Annotated in this window: 18 protein-coding genes; 5 read left to right on the top strand and 13 right to left on the bottom strand. The window is 57.2% G+C overall.

The genetic code is table 11. From position 1 onward, the window contains the following. Positions 1-141: 141 nt before the first annotated feature. Complete coding sequence (gene amiC / locus ABLV08_RS23130; RefSeq protein WP_020078045.1) at positions 142-1,395, bottom strand: N-acetylmuramoyl-L-alanine amidase AmiC; 1,254 nt, start codon at positions 1,393-1,395, stop codon at positions 142-144. A 226-nt stretch (positions 1,396-1,621) separates the two neighbouring features. Here amiC and argA point away from each other — a divergent pair, with 226 nt between their 5' ends. Next, positions 1,622-2,953, top strand: a complete 1,332-nt coding sequence (argA, locus tag ABLV08_RS23125) for an amino-acid N-acetyltransferase (protein ID WP_015369939.1) — start codon at positions 1,622-1,624, stop codon at positions 2,951-2,953. 97 nt (positions 2,954-3,050) lie between these two features. Here the strand turns inward: argA and recD are convergent, their stop codons facing one another. The 12 genes from recD to rppH all read right to left on the bottom strand — a co-directional run bounded on the left by recD (position 3,051) and on the right by rppH (position 21,681). After that, positions 3,051-4,898, bottom strand: a complete 1,848-nt coding sequence (recD, locus tag ABLV08_RS23120; RefSeq protein WP_063444793.1) for an exodeoxyribonuclease V subunit alpha — start codon at positions 4,896-4,898, stop codon at positions 3,051-3,053. Then, a complete protein-coding gene (gene recB / locus ABLV08_RS23115) occupies positions 4,895-8,440 on the bottom strand; it encodes an exodeoxyribonuclease V subunit beta (protein ID WP_348856302.1) in 3,546 nt (1,181 codons plus the stop codon). Before recB ends, recD begins: the two co-directional genes overlap by 4 nt. After that, complete coding sequence (gene ptrA / locus ABLV08_RS23110) at positions 8,437-11,322, bottom strand: pitrilysin (RefSeq protein ID WP_020078042.1); 2,886 nt, start codon at positions 11,320-11,322, stop codon at positions 8,437-8,439. Before ptrA ends, recB begins: the two co-directional genes overlap by 4 nt. A 163-nt stretch (positions 11,323-11,485) precedes the next feature. Then, the gene (gene recC, locus ABLV08_RS23105) at positions 11,486-14,857 is read right to left on the bottom strand and encodes an exodeoxyribonuclease V subunit gamma (protein ID WP_213191980.1); all 3,372 of its coding nucleotides are present in this window, start codon (positions 14,855-14,857) and stop codon (positions 11,486-11,488) included. Between the two features lie 12 nt (positions 14,858-14,869). Continuing rightward, on the bottom strand, positions 14,870-15,193 hold the full coding sequence (locus ABLV08_RS23100; protein ID WP_348856300.1) for a prepilin-type N-terminal cleavage/methylation domain-containing protein: 324 nt from the start codon (positions 15,191-15,193) through the stop codon (positions 14,870-14,872). Then, complete coding sequence (locus tag ABLV08_RS23095; RefSeq protein ID WP_015703325.1) at positions 15,178-15,585, bottom strand: DUF2509 family protein; 408 nt, start codon at positions 15,583-15,585, stop codon at positions 15,178-15,180. Before ABLV08_RS23095 ends, ABLV08_RS23100 begins: the two co-directional genes overlap by 16 nt. Continuing rightward, complete coding sequence (locus tag ABLV08_RS23090; protein ID WP_015703326.1) at positions 15,582-16,145, bottom strand: prepilin peptidase-dependent protein; 564 nt, start codon at positions 16,143-16,145, stop codon at positions 15,582-15,584. The genes ABLV08_RS23095 and ABLV08_RS23090 overlap by 4 nt, the downstream gene beginning before the upstream one ends. Further along, the gene (locus ABLV08_RS23085; RefSeq protein WP_348856298.1) at positions 16,136-16,600 is read right to left on the bottom strand and encodes a prepilin peptidase-dependent protein; all 465 of its coding nucleotides are present in this window, start codon (positions 16,598-16,600) and stop codon (positions 16,136-16,138) included. The genes ABLV08_RS23090 and ABLV08_RS23085 overlap by 10 nt, the downstream gene beginning before the upstream one ends. Before the next feature lie 186 nt (positions 16,601-16,786). Next, entirely contained in the window at positions 16,787-17,581 is a 795-nt protein-coding gene (thyA, locus tag ABLV08_RS23080; protein WP_348856296.1) for a thymidylate synthase, read from the bottom strand. Between the two features lie 6 nt (positions 17,582-17,587). Then, positions 17,588-18,463 carry a prolipoprotein diacylglyceryl transferase gene (lgt, locus tag ABLV08_RS23075; RefSeq protein ID WP_015369928.1) on the bottom strand — a complete coding sequence of 292 codons (876 nt, stop codon included), beginning with the start codon at positions 18,461-18,463 and terminating at the stop codon, positions 17,588-17,590. Between the two features lie 428 nt (positions 18,464-18,891). Continuing rightward, entirely contained in the window at positions 18,892-21,138 is a 2,247-nt protein-coding gene (gene ptsP, locus ABLV08_RS23070) for a phosphoenolpyruvate--protein phosphotransferase (protein ID WP_015369927.1), read from the bottom strand. 12 nt (positions 21,139-21,150) lie between these two features. Next, complete coding sequence (gene rppH / locus ABLV08_RS23065) at positions 21,151-21,681, bottom strand: RNA pyrophosphohydrolase (RefSeq protein WP_015703328.1); 531 nt, start codon at positions 21,679-21,681, stop codon at positions 21,151-21,153. Positions 21,682-22,134: 453 nt separating this feature from the next. On the opposite strand from rppH, the gene ABLV08_RS23060 reads away from it, so the two are divergent. From ABLV08_RS23060 to ABLV08_RS23045, 4 genes are all read left to right on the top strand, one after another. Beyond that, on the top strand, positions 22,135-22,299 hold the full coding sequence (locus ABLV08_RS23060; RefSeq protein ID WP_348856294.1) for a hypothetical protein: 165 nt from the start codon (positions 22,135-22,137) through the stop codon (positions 22,297-22,299). 64 nt (positions 22,300-22,363) lie between these two features. Further along, positions 22,364-23,059 carry a DNA mismatch repair endonuclease MutH gene (mutH, locus tag ABLV08_RS23055; protein WP_015369924.1) on the top strand — a complete coding sequence of 232 codons (696 nt, stop codon included), beginning with the start codon at positions 22,364-22,366 and terminating at the stop codon, positions 23,057-23,059. Between the two features lie 63 nt (positions 23,060-23,122). Then, positions 23,123-23,836, top strand: coding sequence for a TerC family protein (locus tag ABLV08_RS23050; protein WP_015369923.1), 714 nt, complete (start codon positions 23,123-23,125; stop codon positions 23,834-23,836). A gap of 123 nt (positions 23,837-23,959) precedes the next feature. Next, positions 23,960-24,178, top strand: coding sequence for a YgdI/YgdR family lipoprotein (locus tag ABLV08_RS23045; RefSeq protein WP_004867116.1), 219 nt, complete (start codon positions 23,960-23,962; stop codon positions 24,176-24,178). The last annotated feature ends 251 nt before the right edge of the window (positions 24,179-24,429 follow it).

The following is a 24,429-nucleotide window of genomic DNA, read 5'->3' as shown; positions in this document are numbered from 1 at the left end:
CTCGTCGGGCTCATAACCCGAAGGTCGTCGGTTCAAATCCGGCCCCCGCAACCAACACAATGAACACCCTTAAGGGTGTTTTTTTGTTTCTGCCGTCCGTAAATACCGTTATAAAAAAAAGCGCCCGAAGGCGCTATTTTTTTATCCACGTCTGGCCAACGTCGCCCCATCGGCAAAGTAGGCTTTGATCCCCGCCAGAATCGACTCCGCCACTTCCTGCTGGAATTTCGCGGTCTTCAGTTTACGCTCTTCTTCGACGTTACTGATAAAGGCCGTTTCGACCAGAATCGAAGGAATATCCGGCGCCTTCAGTACCGCAAAGCCCGCCTGCTCCACCTGATTTTTATGCAGCTTGTTGATATTGCCCATTTTTTGCAACACCGCTTTACCAAATTTCAGGCTGTCGGCGATGGTCAATGACTGCACCATATCGAACATGGTGTGGTCGACGTAACGATCGCCGCTCTTGCTGACGCCGCCGATTAAATCCGAGGCGTTCTGCGTTTGCGCGAGGTATTTCGCGGCGGTACTGGTAGCGCCCTTGGTCGAGAGCGCGAACACCGAAGAGCCGCTCGGCTGACGGCTGGTAAAGGCGTCGGCGTGAATCGAAACGAACAGGTCGGCACGCTGCTTCTGCGCCTTGGCGACACGCACCTTCAACGGAATAAACACGTCTTCGTTACGGGTCATATAGACCTTCATATTACCTTCACGCTCAATGAGCGCGCGCAATCGACGGGCAATCTGCAGCACCACGTCTTTCTCACGAGTTCGGTATTTACCAATCGCGCCGGAGTCTTCACCACCGTGGCCGGGATCGAGCATGATAACGATAGGACGATCGCGCCCGGCTTTCCCCGGCTGCGGCCCGCTTTCTGCCGGCGGTACCTGACGTTCCAGATCGCCTTTGTTGTAATCTTCCAGCAGCGCCAGCAGCGGATCCTGCACATCGGTGGCCGTAGAGGGATAAAGATCCATCACCAGACGCTCTTTAAAGCCGGCGACCGGCGCCAGCGCAAACAGCTGCGGTTTGACGTTTTGTTTCAGTTCAAACACCATCCGCACGGTCTGTGGGTCGAACTGGCCCACGCGCGCGGATTTGATATACGGGTCGTCGTCGCGGATTTGCCCGCCCATCCCTTTCAGAACCGAATTCAGGTTAACGCCTTCAATATCAACCACCACTCGCTCAGGATTGCTTAACGCAAACTGCCGATATTTCAGTACATGATTGGATTCCACCGTGACGCGGGTGTAAGTCGACGACGGCCAGATACGCACCGCGACTACCTGCGCGGCGGCGGCCAAACCGACCGGACTCACACTCATTAACCACATGGCGCCAGCCCCTTGTAAAAAACGACGGCGGCTTAATCCCGACTTGTATCCCGACATGCCACTCCCAAGCAAAAAAACGTGTTTGAAGCCAAAATGAACAGATTGACCAGAAACTTTAACCAAAGCCGCATAACCTGTCATCTATAAAAGGGTAAACAAACTTTGACACCCAAGGTTTTGTCACAATGTTTTCGCAAATTAGTGACAAATTAGGGGTTGCGCCACGAAGCAAAACAGAATAAAAATACATTTATTACGAATAATCATGCATTGAGGGTTTGTCATGGTGAAGGAGCGTCGCACTGAACTGGTCGAGGGATTCCGCCATTCTGTTCCCTATATAAACGCGCACCGGGGAAAAACGTTTGTCATCATGCTGGGCGGAGAAGCCATCGAGCACGATAACTTTTCCAGCATAGTCAATGACATTGGCTTATTGCATAGCCTCGGTATTCGCCTGGTGGTGGTCTATGGCGCGCGCCCGCAAATTGACGCCAACCTCGCGGAACATCACCACGAGCCGGTTTATCACAAGCAGACCCGCGTCACCGACGCCAAAACCCTTGAGCTGGTGAAGCAGGCCGCCGGTATGCTGCAGTTAGAAATTACCGCCCGCCTGTCGATGAGCCTCGGCAATACGCCCCTGCAGGGGGCACATATCAACGTGGTGAGCGGCAATTTTATTATTGCTCAACCTCTTGGCGTCGATGATGGCGTCGATTACTGCCACAGCGGCCGTATTCGCCGCATCGATGAAGAAGCCATTCATCGCCAACTGGACAGCGGCGCAATCGTGCTCATGGGCCCGGTCGCGGTATCCGTCACCGGCGAGAGCTTCAACCTCACTTCTGAAGAGATAGCCACCCAACTGGCGGTAAAGCTGAAAGCTGAAAAGATGATCGGCTTCTGCTCGTCGCAGGGGGTCTACGACCAGCATGGCGAGATCGTTTCCGAGCTGTTCCCTAACGAGGCGCAGGCGCGGGTAGAGGAGCTGGAAGCGGAAGAAGATTATAATTCCGGTACCGTACGCTTCCTGCGCGGGGCGGTGAAAGCCTGCCGCAGCGGCGTGCGTCGCTGCCATTTAATTAGCTATCAGGAAGATGGCGCGCTGCTGCAGGAGCTATTCTCACGTGACGGTATCGGTACGCAGATCGTCATGGAAAGCGCCGAGCAGATCCGCCGGGCAACCATTAACGATATCGGCGGCATCCTCGATCTTATCAGCCCGCTGGAGCAGCAAGGCATTCTGGTGCGCCGCTCGCGCGAACAGCTGGAAATGGAGATTGATAAATTCACCATCATCCAGCGCGATAACACCACCATCGCCTGCGCCGCGCTCTATCCGTTCCCGGAAGAGAAAATCGGCGAAATGGCCTGCGTAGCGGTGCACCCGGATTACCGTAGTTCGTCACGCGGCGAGGTACTGCTGAGCCGTATCGCCGCCCAGGCGAAGCAGATGGGGCTCAGCAAGCTATTCGTGTTGACCACCCGCAGTATCCACTGGTTCCAGGAACGCGGCTTCACCCCGGTGGATATTGATTTGCTGCCGGAGAGTAAAAAACAGATGTACAACTATCAGCGCCGTTCGAAGGTATTGATGGCAGACCTGGGCTGACGGATAACTCCCCGGATAGCGGCTTGCGCCTTATCCGGGCTACCCGACGACATCGCAACGTAGCGCCAGCAGGGCTCCCCCGGATGGCGGCTGCGCCTTATCCGGGCTTTCCGCCATGCGCGAAAATCTCCGCCAGGCCGCTGCGCCGTTCGGTGCGCGTCACGATGGCTTGCGCCAGTACCTGCTCGTCGGCGTAAAGCGACAGGCGCCGTTTGGCGCGGGTAATCGCGGTATAAACCAGCTCGCGGGTCACCAGCGGTACGCTACGAGAAGGCAAGATCAGCGCCGCATGATCGAACTCCGACCCTTGCGACTTATGCACCGTCATTGCCCAGGCGGTATCATGTTCCGGCAGGCGGCTTGGCTGCACCGATTTAATGCTGCCATCCGGCATCGGGAACCACACGCGAAGTTCGCCGTCCCTTTCCAGCGCAATACCGATATCACCGTTAAACAGCCCCAGCGCGCTATCGTTACGGGAAATCATCACCGGGCGACCATCGTACCAGCGTGAATGGCGCGGTAGCGTAATCGCCCGCTTACGATGAAGCATCTGCTCCAGCTGTTCATTCACGCCGCTTACTCCATAAGGCCCTTCACGCAGCGCGCACAGCAGCTGAAATTCGCCGAAGGCGGCAATCATCTGTTCCGGCGCGGCCTGCTCGCGGCGCAGTTGCAGATAACGGCCGTAGCCCTCCTGCGCCGCCATCAGCATCGCTTCATACTCCTCGGTGGTGCTGAGCGGCTGCAGAACGATATCCTCAAACTGCTGGCGTAACGTTGCTTTCACTTCTGCGCGCGCACCGGCATTGACCGCCCGCGCCAGGCTGCCAATACCGGAATGGCTGCCAAAGCGGTAGCTTTTTTGCAACAGGCACAGGCTATCGCGCAACGCCCCGGCGATCTGCCCCTCCCCCGCCGGCACCGTTGCGCCGGTCAAACGCGACAGTTCTTGCGCTCGCGCCGCGGTATAACCGGATGTCGCCCAGGCGCAGATGTCGCCAAGCACCGCCCCGGCTTCCACGGAGGCAAGCTGGTCACGGTCGCCGAGAAAAATCACCCGCCCATGTTCCGGCAAAGCATCAATCAGGCGCGACATCATCGGTAAGTCGATCATTGAAGCTTCATCGACCACCAGCACATCCAGATGCAGCGGGTTCCCGGCGTGGTAGCGCATGCGTTGGCTGCCGGGCTGCGCCCCCAGCAGGCGATGCAGGGTACTGGCATCGGCGGGAACCAGCGCTTTTTGCTCATCGCTAAGCGGAAGTTTTCTTAACGCCGCCCCAAGGGACTCCGTCAGGCGCGCTGCGGCTTTGCCAGTCGGCGCCGCCAGCCGAATTCGACAGCGCGGCGTGTCGTTGATCTGAATCAGCGCCGCCAGCAGCTTCGCGACGGTAGTGGTCTTGCCGGTGCCGGGACCGCCGGAGATCACCGAAATGCGCCGGGTCAGCGCCACCGCCGCAGCGACTTTTTGCCAGTCGATATCGTCGGTCGCAGGAAAGAGTTCATTCAGGGTTGCCGTTAACCGCCCTTCATCAACCTCCAGTACCCGGTTCGTCTCATTAAAAAAGCGGGCGACGGTGAGTTCATTACGCCACATGCGGTTCAGGTACAGCCTGTCGCCACATAAAATCATCGGCGTCGGTTCGTCGCCGCGGCTCACCGCTGACGAAGAAAGCAACAATTGAGGCCAGTCCTGCGGCTCTCCGGCCATCGCCAGCAACTGGTCGCGGATCTCGCCGGCCTTGCCGCTTAGCGCTTCTTCAGCGTTGAGGCGCGACAGCGGCAGACAGACATGACCTTCTCCGGCATCCCGGCTCAGCAGCGCGGCGGCCAGCTTCACTGCCGGAGGGGCATCCTGCGCCACCATCAGCGCAAACTGTACGTCCAGCGGTCGCAGCAAACGCTGCTCGGCGGCGGCCAGCAGCAGTTCATCCATGGTCATGAGTCCACCTCCTGGGCAACACCGGCAAATAGCGCGTCGAGGCCGTCAATCAGCGGCTGCGCCGGGCGGGTGGTGAAGATCCCCTGCCCGCCTTCCTGCCCGTCCATGCCGCGTAAAAAGAGATAAATGACGCCGCCAAAGTGCCGCTCGTAGTGATAATCGGCAATACGGTGACGCAGATAACGGTGCAGCGCCAGGCTATACAGCTGGTACTGCAGATCATAACGATGCAGGCGCATCGCCTGGATCATCGCCTGCTGGGTATAGGCTTCGCGATCTTCGCCCAGCCAGTTAGATTTGTAGTCCAGCAGGTAATAACGACCATCATGACGAAATACCAGATCGATAAACCCTTTCAGCATGCCGCGGACCTGGCGGAAATCGAGCGCCGGGGTATCAGCCGACAGCGGATCATAGCGGCGGATCAGCGCGTCCAGCTGCAGCGGATCCAGCGGTTGTTCAATCGGTAGATAGAAGGCCATTTCCACCTGTTTATCCCGCACGCCCAGCTGATTCAGGGCGATTTCAGCCCCCGGCAGGCGTGTTCGCAGCACGCCGTCCAGCCATTCGCTCAACACCGGCGCCCACTCTTCGCCAAAACCGTGCAACTGTAGTTTTTGCGCCATCCAGTCAACCGGTACCGGCTGGCTGAAATCGAGATCCTCAAACAGGCTATGCAGGAAAGTCCCTGGCGACGCGCCGCGTGGGAACTGATGAGGCGTGAGCTGCGGCTCTTCCGCCACCTCGCCAACGCCCGCGGCGTCGATATCGAGACGCGGTAGCAGCTCCTGATCGGCGCTGGAACCATGTTGCTGCAGGCCGGAATAACTGGTCACCCGCCAGTCGTCACTCACCTGGCGTTCAACCGTTCGCGCCGAAAGGGACGGTAGCGCGTTTTCCGGCGCCTGCCACGGCGTCTGGTCCATGGTATCGGGAATACATAGCGCAATATCATCGTGGCATAATGCCTGTAGCCGCGCGGTCAATCCCGCCGCGTCCATCGGCTCGCCGTCCTGCAGCAGACGGCCGAGGGCGCTGTGATGAAAATCGCTGTTGCCAGGTTTATCGCTTCGGCGGGTACTTAACGGCGCGACCCCGAGACTGCAGTGCCACACCGCGCGGGTTAGCGCGACGTACAACAGGCGTAAATCCTCCGCCAGACGCTCGGCTTCCGCCAGCTCAAGGCTATTCTCACCCTCTCCGAGGTCGAGTACCGCAGCAAAGGAATCGCGGTCGTGATAGAACGCCTGATCCTGTTTGCGAAAGCGCGCGATAAAGGGCAGCCAGACCAGCGAATATTCCAGTCCTTTTGATTTGTGGATAGTGACGATTTGCACCAGATGCTTATCGCTCTCCAGACGCATCTGCTGGCTGGAAGCATTGCTGTCCGGTTCGGCGATATGTTGCGTCAGCCAGCGCACCAGCGCGTGCTCGCTCTCCAACTGATTAGCCGCCTCTTGTAACAATTCGCTGATATGCAAAATATCGGTCAAACGGCGTTCGCCGCCGTGGGTCGCCAGCAGGTTTTCGGCAATATGACGCGCGCCCATCAGCGCGCGCAGCATTGGCATCACGCCGCGCTGGCGCCAGATCTGCCGGTATTCACTGAACTCCTCTACCAGCGCATCCCAGGCACGTTCATCCTGATTGAGGTTTTCGATATCCTGCGCATTAAGGCCAAACATCGACGTCGCCAGCGCGCTGCGTAGCGTGTTTTCACGCTCTGGCGCCAGTACCGCCTGTAGAACCCACAGTAATTCCTGCGCTTCCGGGGTTTCAAAAACGCTGTCGCGGTTTGAGAGATAGACCGACGGGATCGACAAAAGCTGCAGCGCATCGCGAATGAGCGCCGCTTCGAGACGGTTACGCACCAGCACGGTGATATCGGAGGCGCGCACCGGCTCGGCTTTTTCGCCGCGCCACAGCAGCGCGCGCCCCTGCTGGCCGGCGCTGAGCCAGTCGCGGATCTGCGTCGCACACAATTGCGCCATAAAAGACTGATAATCGCCAGAACCGACGGCTTCGCCAGGCATTAACCACATGTTCATCGCCGGGATCGGCTTCTCATCAATGGTAAAGCGCAACGTCTGATTTTTAGCGGCTGGCTTCACCGGCAAGAATGGGATCTCGCGGAACATGAATGGATTATCACTCAGGCCGAACAGACGATTTACGCTCTGTACCATGCCCGGCGCCGAACGCCAGTTGGTATCCAGCGTATAGTGGGCAGCGACATCGCCACGCGCTTTCATATAGGTGAAAATATCGGCGCCGCGAAAGGCGTAAATCGCCTGTTTCGGGTCGCCAATCAGCAGCAGGGCCGTATCCGGCTGGCGACGCCAGATGCGGCGGAAGATACGATACTGTTGCGGATCGGTATCCTGGAACTCATCGATCATCGCCACCGGGAAACGCTGACGAATAGCGCTGGCCAACGCTTCGCCGCTGTCGCCGCGCAGCGCGTCGTCAAGGCGGCTGAGCATGTCGTCAAAGCCCAGTTCGCCTCGACGCCGCTTTTCGCGGGCGACCGCTTCACGGATCTCCACCATCGCCCTGGCGATAACCAGATCGTTTAAGGTAAGCGGTGAGGCGAGCAGCGCCTCTACCGCGCTGAATAACGGATGCAACGGTGGTTCGCCGCCGTCTTTGGTGCGCTCAATGAGGAACGGTTGCGAGAATTTTTCCAGCGCATCAGGCAACTGATAACTCAGCGTTTCTTCCTGCGCCCAGGCGCTGACCTTTTCGATCCACTTGCCCTGGTTGCCGCGGTTGAACTTGCGGCGATCGAGCCCTGAGTTTTCCAGCACGTTTTCAATTTCGCTAACCTGCTCCCGCCACTGCTGCTTCAGCGCATTGATACGTTCCAGGATTTGCTGATGGCGGCTTGCCAGCGTCTCTTCCGCGGGCGGCGGCGATTTTAGCTGCGGCGCTTCGCCCTGCAGCCAGCGGTCGATCGCCTTGAGCAGATCGCGTGGTCCTTTCCACTGTTCATGGATCACCGCGGCGATATCGCGCGGCAGCGGATAACAGTGGCGACGCCAGAAGTCGGCGCAGGCCTGATAACGCAGGCGGGATTCGTCTTCGATCAATTGCTGTTCAAACAGCATGCCGGATTCGAAGGCGTTGAGGCTTAGCATCCGCTGACAGAAGCCGTGGATGGTAAAGACTGCCGCCTCGTCCATCTGCCGCTCCGCCAGCATCAACGTTTGCGCCGCCTGGTTTTTATCGGCGATTTCCGCGAGCAGAGAGGCATACAGAGGATTACTGGAACTCTCACGCAAACAGGCGATCCGCAGTTCATGAATATTGCTGCGGATGCGCCCACGCAGCTCTTCCGTCGCCGCTTCGGTAAAGGTAACCACCAGCAGCTCTTCCACGCTGACCGGCCGGGGGAAAGCAGATTCCCCCCCCAGCCCCAGCAGCAGCCGTAGATATAGCGCGGCGATGGTAAAGGTTTTTCCGGTGCCCGCGGAGGCTTCTATCAGCCGCTCGCCCGTCAGGGGCAAGCGGAGTGGGTCAAGAGACTCAGCGGTTTCGGTCATTCATTCTCTCGCATCAGGGGTAAGGATTTTTGCAATGCGCTGACGCTTTCCCATACCTTACCGCCTTCAGGGGCGGCGTATTCCGTCTTGCCGTTCTGGCTGCCGGAAACCTGGGATAACAGTGCCATGCCTTGCGGATCCACCACCGTCTGATGGAAGAAGTCGGCAAGTTTTTGCGGCGTCAGCAGTTTCATCTGAGCCACTACTTTATCACGTGAATCGAAGCGCATATTACCGCGATCGAAATCTTTGCTCAGCTTTGATGCTTCTTCGCTCAACGTTTGCGGCGCCTGCAGCATCTGGCTAATCGCCGCCTGCTGGATCTGGGCAAACTCTTCCGGTTTCATCGCCCGCAGTTTGGCTTCCGCCGTCGGGAAGAAGGCCTGGAAGCGCTGCCAGAGGAAGGCCGGCTGTTTATCGCTGCTCTGTAGCAGGAAGCCCATCCCCCACTGGCGGCCCACATTCATTGAGAAGGCGAATACCGCATAGCCGAGTTGTTCTTCAGTACGTAACTGGTTGTAGAACCAGGGCTGAATAATCTGCCCTAACAGCGAACTGGCGGCCATGCTGCTGTATTCATCGACATTTGGCGGCGCGAAAACCGCCGCCAGCGCGGAGTCGGTGCTGCTGCCTGCTTTCTCAAACATCGCCAGCTGTTTGCTGTCGATCAGCACGTCTTTGTTGCGACACCACTCGTTGCCATCGGCGCCAAGCTGTTTTTGGATCTGGCGGGCCAGATCGGTGGACTGTCTGGCGCTCATGTTACCGATGACCAGCAGCTCCGGCCGCCCTCTTGCTTTCAGGTTATCGCGGTAGTTGATCACCTCTTTCAGAGTGATTGACGGTAGTAAATCGCGACGTGTTTTACGCTCAAAATAGGGTACCTGCGACAGCATCTGAATCGGCATAATCGCCTGGTCATAGGCTTTGCCTTTGTCCGCCGAATCCATCATCTGGGCATACCAGGACTTCGCTTGCTCAAGCTGCTCTTCGGTCGGCGTATAGCTAAAGTAGCCGTCCAGCAGCGCGGTAAAGAGCTGCGGCAGACGCTGGGTATAGCCGTTGGCATTAACCATCAGACCGTTGTTGGCGCCGGTCGAGAAGCTTATCCCGCCTACCGCGGCCTGATTGCTAAGCTGATCGAGGGCGATACCGGCCAGGTAATCATTCAACGCGAACATCACCTGACGGCGCGCGCTGTCCATCGCCTGCGGGTTACGTAGCACCAGCGAGACGTCGGCCTTCGGTTCACTGGCAAAGTACTGGCTGGGGGCATACACCACGCGCAGCGTCGGCTCATCGACGATAAGCTCCGGATGCGGGTAGGCCTTATCGCTCTTAATCAGCGTGAAATCATCCGGAATATACGGGTTCAGCGTCGGCAGCTGCAGCTTGATGGCCGCAGATTTTTGCTGCCAGTCGGTGAAGGTCCGGGCGCTAATTTTATCGACCTGGTACGGCGCGTTGACGAAATAAGCGGTTTTGTTGTGCGGCTCATTCGGGCTGATGTACCAGATACGCGCATTTTGCGGGGTCATCATCGCCAGACGGTCTTTGATCGCCTGGGCATCATAGCGGTCGGCGATATTAACCACGTCCAGTACGTGCTCTACCGGCACGCGAATCATGGTATCGGCCAACCACTCCACATAATCCATATCGCGGTTAATCGACGGATAACGGAAATCGAGCTCCAGCACGTGGGCTAATTCATCAAAGTAGCGCTTATCAATACCCTGTGTACGCAGCAAATTCAGGTAGCTGAAAATAGCGGCGGTAACTTCATCGCGGTGCGCCAGGCCTTTATCGGTGAGGGTAGCGGAGATCGCCAGCACGCCGCTATTACCGTTGACCGCCGGATCGGAATCCGCGCGAATCCCTTCCGCCAGCCCCTGCTTCTGCAGCCAGTCGGATAAAGTGCCGGGGCTGCGGTTGCCAATCATATAGGTCACCAGCTCATCGGTCTTGCTGCGGAACTGAGCGCTGTTGTTATCGATGCGGAATTCAACGCGCAGCACCTTACGCGGCATCGCCGGCACGTAGTGAATCACAATGCCCTTCTGCGCATCGGTCACGACCGGTACGGTAATCTCCGGCTTGCTGATGTCATGATTAGGCACCCGCCCGTAGGTCGCGGCGGCAATGCTTGCCAACTCAGGCAGCGGCTTATTGCTGTAGATAACTGCCTTCATCAGGTTTGCCGAGTACCAGCGGTCGCGGAAAGCGTGTAGCGCATCAAGCACCGGGCTGCCAGGCTTATCGCTCAGTGTATCGAGGTTACCGCCGGAGAATTGTGAAGCCGGATGCGCAGGGTTGATGGTTTCGGCGCTCACCTGCGCCATGCGCATCCCGTCCCGGGTACGCGCCATAGTCAATTCGGCGTTGACCGCGTTACGTTCGCGTTCGGCATATTTTTTATCCAGCAGCGGCGCGGCAATGGCATCGGCCAGCCGATCGACGGCGCCGTTGAGAGCATCGTTTTCCACTTCAAGGTAGAACGCGGTGCGATACGGCGCCGTGCTGGCATTATGACTGCCGCCGTGCATTTTGAGGAATTCAGCAAGGCTGTCAGGCTGCGGGTACTTCTGCGAGCCCATTAAGGTCATATGCTCGAGATAGTGCGCCAGCCCTTGATGGTCGGCCGGATCCTGTAATGAACCCACCGGCACCACCAGCGCCGACAACGATTTTACCGCCTGCGGATCGGATACCAGCAGCACGACCATGCCGTTTTGCAGGCGAATAGCCTGATAGTGACGGGGATCTTTTTCGCTTTTACGGATGGTTTCCTGAATCGGTTGCCATCCGGTGTCTGCCTGACTTAACGGCGCCCAAAGGGCGACCACTACAACAAGAACTTTGAACCATAAACTGCGGGGCATTCACGGACCTCATCATTAACAAACTTCGCGCTGCATAGCGTCAGCGTGGATACCCATCATCAGGCTCGGGCCATCTTCCGGGTATTTAAAACATCAGTCCGTGATTCGCTGCGCATAATAAATGAACAACCTTCTTTTGCGCAATTTTTATACTATTACAATTTTATTCGGACTGATGGAAACGAAATATCGGCAACAGATAACGCTGCGCCTGCGCGATAATCTCTTCATAGTACGCAGGCTCAAGGGTGCGCCACAGGCGCTGGTACCAGATATCGGCACCTTCGCCGCTCACCACCATATTACCTTCGTAGGCCTGAAGGAACTTGCTACGCGCTTTTTGTTGCGTTTCGTCATCCATTAACATGACATCCTTTTCCGCGTCGTAACAGGCTTTTAGCCACGCGCCGCCGCTTTCCGGCAACAGCAGTAGCGGTTTTGACATCCCCTGCAGGTAGCCTTCTACCAGCTCATTTAGATACGCCTGCGCCTGCTCAGCCGCCAGCGGCGGGAAACGCCATTCGCCTTCCTTGCGCACGAACAAGCGACTTTCGCCGAGACCGCCGCTAGCACAATAGACAAGATGTTCCAGCCAAAGTTGCACGCCCTGAGAGACGCTCAGCAGCGACGGACGCCAGCGCAATAGCCCATCCGGCTGTACCTGCTGTAGCCAGCCGGTGAGATTGATACCGTTGCACTGTAGGTCAATCTCCATACTTTGCGCGGGTTGACGACTGGCGATAACCCGCTCAGCCAGGTTCTGCATTTCCTGACGCTGCGCCTCCCACGCCAGTTCGCCAAACGCGCCATAAGGTAGCTCACCCGCCGCACGAAAACGACGATACATCGCTGACGCATCCTGTTGTTCAATCAGCGTATTCAGCAACTGTTGGTTCAACTGGTAACGGCTTAGCCCTTCAAGCACGAAAGGCTCATCTTCGGGGATCTCGCTCTCTTCAGAGCGAAAATTCACCCGCAGACGCTGCTGGAAGAAAGCGCGCACTGGATGCTGCCAAAAGCGTAACAGCTGTTCGAACGGCAGCGTGTCGATATCGAGCGGCGCAAGCGGCTGGATAAATTCACTATGCGCCTCTCCCTGCTGGCTGGCGGCGGCCAGCCACTCTCTTGCATAGCTCTGATCTTCATCCGGCAGGTAATTGGCGGCATCAAAAGGCATGCGCGTATGCAGATGGGTAATGTGCTCTTTAACGCGGCGTTCGCTGGCATCGCAGTCCAGCGCTTCATCGCCTTCAAGGCAGTGGCTCTGACCGATATAGTCCGCCAGTTCCTGTACCAGCACCGAAGGATAGCGCTCGCTATTATCCTGAATAGAGCGGCCGATATAGCTGATGTATAGCTTCTGTTCGGCCGACATCAGCGCTTCCAGGAACAGATAGCGGTCGTCGTCGCGACGGCTACGGTCGCCGCGCTGCGGTTTTTGGCTCATTAAATCAAAACCCAGCGGCGCGAGGGTGCGTGGGTAGACGCCGTCGTTCATCCCCAGCAGGCAGACAACTTTGAAGGGAATAGAACGCATCGGCATCAGGGTGCAGATATTCACCGGCCCGGCCAGGAAACGCTGGCTGATGCGCTGCTGATCGAGGCGCTGCGCCAGCTCATCGCGCAGCAGCGATAGCGGCACGGCAGCCCCGTACTGCGCATCCAACCCGCCATCGATGATGGCTTGCCATTGCTGTTCAATCAGCGCCAGCGCCGCTTCGGTTTCACTGTCTGGCAGGAAGAAATCCGTGAGCAGATCGCGGCACACCGGCAGCCACTCTGTCAGCGGGCGATCCTGTGCCAGACCGCGGCGCCACAGATTGAGCTGCATCAGCAGCGAAGCGAGATTCCCCACCAGTTCGGCAATCAGCCCGCTGGATTCATCATAGGGCAGCACCGACTGCCACTCGCCCTGGCTGCTGTCCATCGCATATCCCAGCAGCATACGTGTTAAACCGAAACGCCAGGTGTGCTGACCGGTCGCCGGGAGATCCATTTCGCGCACGTTGTCGTCATCCATACCCCATCGTACGCCGGATTCATTGACCCACTGGCGCAGATAGCGTAGCCCCTCTTCATTGATATTGAAGCGCGCCGCCAGCACTGGCACATCCAGCAGCGCCAGCACATCTTCACTGGCGAAACGGCTATCCGGCAGAGAAAGCAACGTGATAAACGCCTGTAGCGCCGGGTGCGATTCCCGCGCCCGACGGTCGGAAATCGCCCACGGCAGCCAGCGTTCGCCGCGCGCTGCGCCGAATACCGCCTGAATATAGGGACTGTAGCTGTCGATATCGGCGACCATCACGATAATATCGCGCGGCGTCAGCTCCGGGTCTTCTTCCAGCATCGCCAGCAGCCGGTCATGCAGCACTTCCACTTCGCGTTGCGGGCTATGGCAGACGTGGATAGCCAGGCTGCGGTCGTCAGTCGCCAGCGGACGCTTGCTCTTACTGCTGGCGAACTCTTGCGCGGTGCGCCCTGCCACCGCGGCGTTGCGCAGATCCAGAATATCGGCCTGAAGGTTATGCAGCAGGTTATCGGGGGCGATATCGACAAAGGCGTCCAGCTCTTCATAGCGCTCCAGCCCGGCCAGCAGATAGATATAATCGCGCCCGAGCTTGCCCCACGAGGCCAGCAGCGGGTTGCCAACATCCTGCTCGCCATCATCATTAAACAACCCCGGCGCCTGTTCGGTGTCGCGGAACAGCGGCAGCTCGCGCGCCTCGCGGTGGTGGCGGCGCTGGCGCGACATCAGTTTGGCAAGAAACGCCGGATCTTTAATATCGCCCCAGTAGTAGCGACAGGGGTTAGTGAAGAGTACATAGACATCGACGTGCTTGCCCAGCGCCTGCAGGGCCTGCAAATACACCGGCGGCAGCGCGGAGATGCCACAGATAAAGACCCGCGACGGCAGCCCGGCTGGCGGCTGGTCAGCATTTTCCAGCGCGCTGATAAAGCGCTGGTACAGATTAGCGCGGTGCCACAGCGGTTGCCCAAGCTCCGCGGTGTATTCGACTAACGCTTTCCACAGCGGAGCCTGCCACTGCTGAGCGTCGCCCAGCCCGTCAACCCGTTCATCGGCCTCCCAGCGCATCAGCCACTCCGGGCGATAGACCAGATATTGGTCATACAGATCGGCTACCCGCGCGGCTAGCTGGAATAGCTTACGCTTGTCGCTGTCATCGCTCAGATAGTGGCGCAGCAATGTGAAGGCGTCATCGTCGAGATACTGCGGCAGCAGGGTCATCAGCTTCCAGCTCATGCTCTGTTTACTGAAGGCGCTCTCGCCGGGAATATCGTCTAGCACGCGAACGAACATATCCCAGATAAAGCTGGCCGGCAGCGGAAACTCGATATTCGCCGCAATGCCGAAGCGCTTTGCCAGCGTCATTTGTAGCCATTGCGCCATACCGGTACTTTGCACCAGCACCATTTCCGGCATGAAAGGGTCATCCAGCCGCTGGCGCTCGACGATAAACTCCATCAACGCTTCAAGCACATCCAGACGGTTTGAGTGGTACACCCTTAACATATTCGCTCCTGACTACTGATTTACCGGACAATGTAGCCGGTTCATCTGCACCCGCTTAGCGGCGGGCATGGTGATCGTTACCGTGATGCTGACACAACTTTGCCTGGATGTCTGCAAGCGGCTTATTTGCCCTTGCGAGGGCTGTGCCGGGGGAATGAGCTGGCTAAAGCGCCACGCCTCCCGCCACTGCTGGCGGTAGGCGTTCAATTGAGCGGCGCCGCTGGCCAGCCCGCGGTGATAACCGCCAAGCGCCGCGATGGTCATGATTAACAGCGCCATCGCTAATAATGTCTCCGCCAGGCTAAAACCGCGCTGGCGCGCTACGGCATCAGGCATAACGCACTCTCCTTTAACGGGCAAAAATCGCTCCATCCATGCGCTAAATACCGCAGCTTGCCCTGTTCAATCGACGCTGACTGCCACAGCTGTATCGTGCCGCTGCCGGCGATAAGCAGCGCGCGGTCATCATTAAAAAGCCGCAGACACGCGCGCCAGCGTTGGCTGTTTTCCTGTTGACACGCAACTGCGCTCTGCAGCGGCCAGTTCACCCCTTTGCCCCATTGCAGCGCCGACTGCGCGGCGGCCGTATCGCGAATCGCCTGGGTTTCGGCGCTCACCTGCGCCAGCAGCGATCGCTGCTGCTGATTCAGCCCCTGCAATAGCAAGCTGCCCAGCGCCAGTAGCAGCAGCACCATCAGCAGTGATGAAACTCCGCGCTGGCGTTTCACAGGTTGAACCCCGTTACCTGATATTGCGCCTCGGCGGAAATACGCGAGTCCGATTGCGCCTGCGCCGCCAGGGTAACGATAAGTTCAGGAGAGAACCCGCTTACCGCCTGCCGCTCAACGTGAAAGCGCGTGACCGTGATAGCGGCGGGATTAGTCATTTTCTCCCAATTTTTTCCGCCGCAGTCAGTAACGCCGCGCCGCGTTTCCAGCGCTCCGTCGCGCAGGCGAAAACCGGTAGAATCGGCATCGGCCTCCGGCGCCAGATCCCAAATGCCGTTGCTGTTGCCATCCCAGCGAACGATTACGCACTGCCCGCCGCTGGCAATCACCAGCGCCTGACCATGACATTGACCTGCGCAATATCCGGCGCGCTGCAAATGTTTGGCTAACGCATAGACCCGCTGCCATAGCTCATTTTCCAGCGCCTGTTGCTGCGTTTGGCGAAGAACCTGGCGCTGTAGCGCCGGAAGGAAACGAGCGGCTCCGAGCAGTAATACCGCGCCAATCGCCATGGCAATCAGCGTTTCAATGAGCGAAAAACCACGCGCCGCTACTGGCATAATTCCTCCTCTTCCCGACACAGGCGTATGCGCCCCCAGTTAGAGACAACAATCCGCCACGCTCCGCCATCGCTTTGCAGCAGGATATGGCCGGCCCAGGCGCTGTTGCGCAGGCCGTAAAAACCAATGCCCGCCGTCAAATGTTGCAGCGTAATCCCCGGCCATAGCGGCTGCAGGGTGAAAGGTGTTTTCGCGTGACAATCAGCCTCCACGCCGCTTGCGCTCAGACACCAGCCGGTGGGCGATTGTCCGACGCGAATGACGCGCTCGCGGTTGTGCCAGTTAGCGTCATCGCGCAGCAGCACGAGATAATCGCGCACCTGGCAGGCGACCTGCCACAGGCGCTGTTGCTGTTGCCAGCGCTGCCAGCCGTACATACCGCTGGCGCTGAGGATGACCACCAGCATCATGGTGATCAGCATTTCAATTAGGGTGTAGCCATGCTGTCTGTTCATGGCGCCGAGTATGCGTTGCTCTGACCATCCATTCGAATGGTAAATCTACGGTTCGCGTCGCGGCTCGGGAAAAAATTCGCCAGTTGCAGGATGTTGAGCGGCGTCAGGAATCAGGCTCGCAAAATTCTGCAAAGGGCATAAAAAAACCGGCGCTGCTGGCGCCGGTTTGTCATCACTACATAGAGGTTAAATCGCCACAGGCGCTTTAATACCCGGATGCGGGTCATAACCTTCAATTTCGAAGTCTTCAAAACGGTAGTCGAAAATCGACGCCGGTTTGCGCTTAATGACCAGCTTCGGCAGCGGACGCGGTTCGCGGCTCAGCTGCAGGTTGGTCTGCTCCAGGTGATTGCTGTACAGGTGAGTGTCGCCGCCGGTCCAGACAAAATCGCCCACTTGCAGATCGCACTGCTGCGCCACCATATGCACCAGCAGCGCATAGCTGGCGATGTTGAACGGCAGGCCGAGGAACACGTCGCAGGAGCGCTGATACAGCTGGCAGGAGAGCTTGCCGTCCGCGACGTAGAACTGGAAGAACGCGTGGCACGGCGCCAGCGCCATTTTATCCAGCTCGCCGACGTTCCATGCCGACACGATGATACGGCGAGAGTCGGGGTCATTTTTCAGCTGTTCCATGACCGTGCTGATCTGGTCGATATGGCGGCCGTCCGGCGCAGGCCAGGAGCGCCACTGTTTGCCGTAGACCGGCCCGAGATCGCCATTCTCATCCGCCCACTCATCCCAGATTGTGACGTTATTTTCGTGCAGATAGGCAATGTTGGTGTCGCCCTGCAGGAACCACAGCAGTTCATGGATGATGGAGCGTAAATGACAGCGCTTGGTGGTCACTAGCGGGAAGCCTTCCTGCAAGTTAAAACGCATCTGGTGGCCGAAGATAGAGATGGTGCCAGTGCCGGTGCGGTCATTTTTTGGCGTGCCCTCGGCGAGCACTTTCTTCATCAAATCAAGATACTGTTTCATGGTTCCTCAAGAGTTTTGTTGCTGCGGACGATGACGATAAGCCCAAACCATCATAATGATACCCGCAAGCACCATCGGGATCGAAAGAATCTGCCCCATACTGATGTACTGTACCCAGCCGCCGGTAAACTGCGCGTCCGGCTGACGGAAGAATTCCACGATAATGCGGAACAGGCCGTAGCCAATCAGGAACAGGCCGGAAACCGAACCGGTCGGGCGCGGTTTACGGATAAACAGGTTCAGGATCAGGAACAGCACCACGCCTTCCAGCGCCAGCTCATAAAGCTGCGAGGCGTGACGCGGCAGCGCGCCGTAGGTATCGAATAATGATTGCCACTCCGGGTGCGACGGCAGCAGCGCCAGATCCTCAGCGCGCGAGCCCGGGAAAATCATCGCGTAATGGAAGTTCGGGTCAACGCGGCCCCACAGTTCACCGTTGATAAAGTTGCCCAGACGCCCGGCGCCGAGGCCAAACGGGATCAGCGGCGCGATGAAATCGGAGACCTGGAAGAAGGTGCGTTTGGTGCGTTTGGCGAAGATAATCATCACCAGAATCACGCCGATCAGGCCGCCGTGGAACGACATGCCGCCATCCCAGACGCGGAACAGATATAGCGGGTCGCTAAGGAAGACCGGCAGGTTGTAGAACATCACATAGCCGATACGGCCGCCGAGGAATACGCCGAGGAAGCCCGCGTAGAGCAGGTTTTCCACTTCATTTTTCGTCCAGCCGCTGCCCGGACGATTGGCCCGACGGGTGGCCAGCCACATCGCAAAGACGAAACCAACCAGGTACATTAAGCCGTACCAGTGGAGAGAGACCGGTCCAATGGAAAATATTACCGGATCGAACTCCGGAAAATGCAGGTAGCCACTATTCATCTGTCACCATAAAGACTTGTTATTCCGCCGAAAGTGGACAGCGGTGATGATCCGTGCCCGCTTAAAACGGGCACTCCGAAGGAGGCGAATGATAGCATAAGCATGTAGTGCGATCCGCGCCGAACGTGTAAAAGATATGTATACGGATGCTAACAGCGTGCGGTTTTTTCCCCGGGCTGCGGCTTACGCCTTACCCGGGCTCGCTACTCGCGGTGCCGTTTTTTTGTCGGGTGGCGGCTAACGCCTTACCCGACCTACGGTCCGTGCGACCTGCCTTTAATTTATTCACCATGATGGCTGACACTACTGGTGATGGCGATCTCAAAATCCCCCGGTGGCGCTGCCGCTTACCGGGGCTACAGCACTACTCGCGGTGCCGTTTTTTGTCGGGTGGCGGCTAACGCCTTACCCGACCTACGTTAACTACGTTACCGTCCGCCGCGGATCAGGCCGCCGAGACCGCGGCGCTCCATAAACGCCGCCACCTGGTGGCGCACTTCGGTGGTCATCTGCGCTTCCAGACTGCGCCGTGACAGCTCCTGCGCTTCTTCGATATCAATACGGCGCAGCAGATATTTCACGCGCGCGACCGAACGGCCGTTCATCGACAAATGGCGATAGCCGAGTCCTACCAGGATAGTGACGCACATCGGGTCGCCCGCCATTTCGCCGCACAGGCGCAGATCAATACCAAAACGCTCGGCGTCATGAGCGATCATTGCCAGCGCCCGCAATACCGCAGGATGCAGGCAGTCGTACATATTGGCGACGCGGGTATTATTGCGGTCGACCGCGAGGATGTATTGCGTCAGGTCATTGGTGCCGACCGAGATAAAGTCGATGCGGTTCGCCAACTGCGGCAGCATAAAGACCATAGACGGCACTTCCAGCATCACCCCAAGGCGCGGGCGCGGAATAGCGTAACCAATCATCTCTTCGACTTCACGGCTGGCGCGCTCAATCAGGCGGCGGGCTTCGTCAACCTCTTCGAGGCTGGTGACCATCGGCAGCAGAATGCTGAGATTGCCGGTGGCGGCATTGGCCCGTAGCATGGCGCGCACCTGGATCAAGAAGATCTCCGGCTGATCGAGCGTAATACGGATCCCGCGCCAGCCAAGGCACGGATTCTCTTCGCTAATCGGCATATACGGCAGTTGCTTATCGGCGCCAATATCCAGCGTACGCAGGGTCACGGGTTTGCTGTTAAACATCTGCAGCATGCCCTGATACTGAGCGACCTGCTCCTCTTCGGAGGGGAAGCCGCTCTGTAACATAAACGGAATTTCGGTGCGGTAAAGCCCGATACCATCGATAAAGCTGCCGAGCTTCTCTTCATGCTCCGGGCTCAGGCCGGCGTTGAGCATCACTTTTACCCGTTCGCCGCTTTTCAGTTCGGAAGCGCGTTCGAGATCGTCTTCCGCCAGCCGGCTCAGTTCGTTCTCTTCGCTGATTAACCGCTGATATTCCTGCAGCAGCACCGGTTCGGGATCGACCAATAGATCGCCGCGATAACCATCAACGATCAGCATATGGCCATGCAGCAGCGACGGCTGAATATCGGCGCCCATTACCGTCGGGATGCCCAGCGCGCGCACCATGATCGCCGCGTGGGAGTTGGCCGCGCCGTCGCGCACCACCACCCCGACTAAACGGTCCTGCGGCACTTCCGCAAGCGTGGTAGCCGACAGTTCGTCGGCCACCAGAATAATGCGCTCAGGCCAGGTGTTAGGCCCCTGGGTGGTGTCGTCGAGATGGAACAACAGCCGCTGTCCGAGAGTACGTAAATCCCCCGCCCGCTCTTTCAGATAGCCATCGCTGAGGGCGGCAAACTGCTCGGCAAATTTTTCAATGACCTTTTTCACCGCCCATTCGGCGACGGAGCCTTTGTCGACTTCGTCGAATAGCTCACGGCGCAGGCGCGCATCGGATAGCAGGTGCGAATAGAGGTCAAAAATAGCCGCCGTCTCTTTTTGCGCCCCGGCGGCGTAGCGCTTGCTGTAGCGACGAAACTCATTCGCCGCCTCTTCCAGCGCGCCGGTGAGACGTTCGCGCTCGGAAGCGGTGTCCAGCGTCGAGGCCTCGTAGACCTGCTCCATCAACGGCAGGCTGGCATCCATCCAGCCTTCGGCAATCGCCACCCCGGATGATGCCGGCAGCGCGCGGATGCGGGTCTGACGATACTGCCCAAACAGCGCATTTAACTGTGATTGGGAGAGAATCGCCGCCATCTGGGTGGCGAGGGTGACAAGGAAGGACTCTTCGCTTTCATCGAACTGGCGCAGCTCACGCTGCTGGACTACCAGCACACCCAGCAGCTGACGCCGCTGGATGATCGGCACGCCAAGGAAGGCGCGAAAACGCTCCTCCTTAACAGCCGGTATATATTTAAAGCTGGGATGCTTCTGCGCATCGGCGAGGTTGATAGGTTCGGCCAGCCGCCCCACCAGGCCGACAAGACCTTCATCAAATGCGAGTGCGACTGTGCGCCCACGGGGTTTTTTCAGCCCGCGCGTGGCCATCAGGTAATAGCAGCGTCGATCGTTGTCAGCCAGATAAACCGAACAAACTTCCGTTTCCATCGCTTTACAGACATCCGTCACCAGGATATCCAGCGCCTCGTTTAAACGCGGCGCGCTGGCGACCTTCTCGACTATTTCTCGCAACCGAGTGAGCATAATGTGCGTGGCTTAACCTCTTTTACGTCGATAAGCAGGCGCGCTTTGTGGCTTCGGTGTGGTTTCAGCGAGCGACATTGTCACACCCGCGAACTCTTTCATCACCCGGCGGTAAACGTCGCGCTTAAACGACACCACCTGACGAACCGGGTACCAGTAACTTACCCATCGCCAGCCATCAAACTCAGGTGTACTGCTGGTTTGCATATTAATAGCCGTATCGCTGCCGACCAGTTGTAGAAGAAACCACTTCTGCTTCTGACCGATACAAACCGGCTTTGTGTCCCAACGCACCAAACGTTTAGGCAGCTTGTAACGCAGCCAGTTACGGGTTGAGGCCAGGATCCGCACATCTTTGCGGCTTAACCCAACCTCTTCGAACAATTCCCGATACATTGCCTGCTCGGCGGACTCGCCTGGATTAATGCCCCCTTGCGGGAACTGCCACGAGTGCTGACCATAGCGCCGGGCCCACATCACCTGGCCCTGGCGGTTACAGATTACAATGCCGACATTTGGGCGGTAGCCATCGTCATCAATCACCGGACTACCTCAAAATAAGCTTCAATGTGAATGATTGTTTCACACTCATTGGAAACGGTAAACCACTCTCTGTGTGGCGTGATAACGAATAACATTTGAATAACTCACAGTAATCACCCGAGTTATAAACAGTGAACGCCATCCCCGGGCCATTTTATTCACTTTTTCTGTGGATAGAGTTGTGAAGAAGTACGGAATTAACCAGGGAAAACCCAGAGTAGTCCGAACGACGTAGAGATAGGGCTTCTTAATAATGACATACTATTCATTAAGTTATCATAGTTCACACCGACAAATTACAGCATAACGTGATGATCATCACATATGCGATCCGGCAACTGATGAAAGATCGAACAATGCCGCTTTTATCCACAGATAAAGCACACTCGTCGGGCACATTTTGTCTAAAAATTCGATTTTCGTCGCACGTCAAGGCTGTAAATCGAACCAGTAGTGGGGCTTTTCCCCAGTTATCCCATTTTTCTGTGGATAACATGGTGTAAGATCCTGTTCATTGTCAGTGACCAGTTCTGGAAAACCCGTTTTCACTGTTTTCACAAGCGAAGAAACGGGACAAAAAAGATATATAAATCATCACATTGGTATAGTTACCCATAAAAAGGTAAACTCTATCCACAACGCATAAAAATAGCGCTCACTTTTTAACCAGAGGTTTTCCATCATGCCAGCCATTGCTCCACTTACCGCTCCGCCGCAAAGTCAGGAGCAACTTCTTGCTCAGGCCCAGCGGCTGGCGGGTTATTCGCTGGGTGAACTGGCGGCGCTGGCGGGGGTCCCCATTCCCCGCGATTTGAAACGCGATAAAGGCTGGATTGGCATTCTGCTGGAAATTTGGCTGGGCGCCAGCGCCGGGAGCAAACCGGAGCAGGATTTCGCCGCCTTAGGCGTGGAGCTGAAAACCATCCCCATTGACCGTCAGGGCCGTCCTCTGGAGACCACATTTGTTTGCGTGGCGCCGCTAACCGGCAATAGCGGCGTGACCTGGGAAAGCAGCCACGTGCGGCATAAGCTACAGCGCGTATTGTGGATCCCGGTAGAAGGCGAACGCGAGATCCCGCTCGCGCAACGCCGCGTCGGCGCGCCGCTATTATGGACGCCAGACGAGGAAGAAGATCGCCAGCTGCGCATGGACTGGGAAGAGTTGATGGATTTGATCGTACTCGGCCAGGTTGAACGCATCACCGCCCGCCACGGCGAGGTATTGCAACTGCGCCCTAAAGCGGCCAACAGCAAGGCGCTAACGGAAGCGATCGGCGCCCACGGCGAGCCAATCCTCACTTTGCCGCGCGGCTTTTATCTGAAAAAGAACTTTACCGCCGCACTGCTGGCGCGTCATTTTCTATTAGGGCATGAATAATTTTTTGTTCTGCCGCAACGCCTGCATATAATTACGACTTTATTTTTTGCAGGACTTTGAACAATGTTATTTGCATGGATAACCGATCCTAACGCCTGGCTGGCGCTCGGCACGCTGACGCTGCTGGAGATCGTTCTCGGGATCGATAATATTATTTTTCTCTCTCTGGTTGTCGCTAAGTTGCCCACCGCCCAACGCGCCCATGCGCGGCGTATCGGGTTAATGGGAGCCATGCTGATGCGTCTCGGCCTGCTGGCGTCTATCGCCTGGGTCGTTAAGCTCACCAATCCACTCTTCACCGTATTCGGTCAGGAGATCTCGTTTCGCGATCTGATCCTGCTGCTCGGTGGCCTGTTCCTGATCTGGAAAGCGAGTAAAGAGATCCACGAATCGATTGAAGGCGAGGAAGAAGGTCTTAAAAGCAACGTCCACTCCTTCTTTGGCGCCATCGTGCAGATCATGCTGCTGGATATCATCTTCAGTCTTGATTCAGTCATCACCGCCGTCGGCCTCTCCGATCATCTGTTCATTATGATGGCCGCGGTGGTGATTGCGGTTGGGGTGATGATGTTTGCCGCACGTCCGATCGGCGACTTCGTTGACCGTCACCCGTCGGTCAAAATGTTGGCGTTGTCGTTTCTGATCCTGGTCGGTTTCACCCTGATGCTGGAGAGCTTCGATGTGCATGTGCCGAAAGGTTACATCTACTTCGCGATGTTCTTCTCCATTGCGGTCGAAACTCTCAACCTGATGCGCAATAAGAAAAACCCGCTGTAAGCCACAAAATTGCAGTCCGGAAGCGGGCTGCAATTCTTTTTAAGACTTTACTGCTTTTTATGTCTCACAAATCAGGCTATTAATATACTGGTACGAGGTGCGGCCATAAGTGAGGTAATGACGATGAAAAAATGGGCAGTATTGATTTCCGCCGTAGGACTGGCGTTCTCGGTTTCCGGTTGCAGCAGCGATTATGTCATGGCGACAAAAGACGGACGTATGATTCTTACCGACGGTAAACCGGCGGTTGACGATGACACCGGTTTGATAAGCTACGAAGATCAGCAAGGCAATAAAATGCAGATCAACCGCGACGACGTGTCACAAATTATTAAGCGTTAAGCTTTTTCGTCGGTTAAAAGCATAATTTCCGACAACCACAGCAACAGAAAAGAGTCGGGATCCCCCTGCTATATCCCAGGGCAACCCCCTTCAGGATCTCCAGACCCGGCTTTTTTGATATTTTCCCTTTCTCTTTTTCTCTCCCTCTGCCATGTTGTTATTCCCATCAGCCTGCAAGCGCTTTGAAGTTTGTGGGGAGATAGTTTTGTCGGGAAACTCCTGACCTTGTTGATAAAAATAAGGAAGCCGGC

The sequence above is a fragment of the Klebsiella sp. CN_Kp088 genome, assembly GCF_040064335.1.
GTDB classification, from domain to species: domain Bacteria; phylum Pseudomonadota; class Gammaproteobacteria; order Enterobacterales; family Enterobacteriaceae; genus Klebsiella; species Klebsiella aerogenes.
Note: the sequence above shows the minus strand (reverse complement) of the source record. Positions and strands in the feature narration are given on the sequence as shown.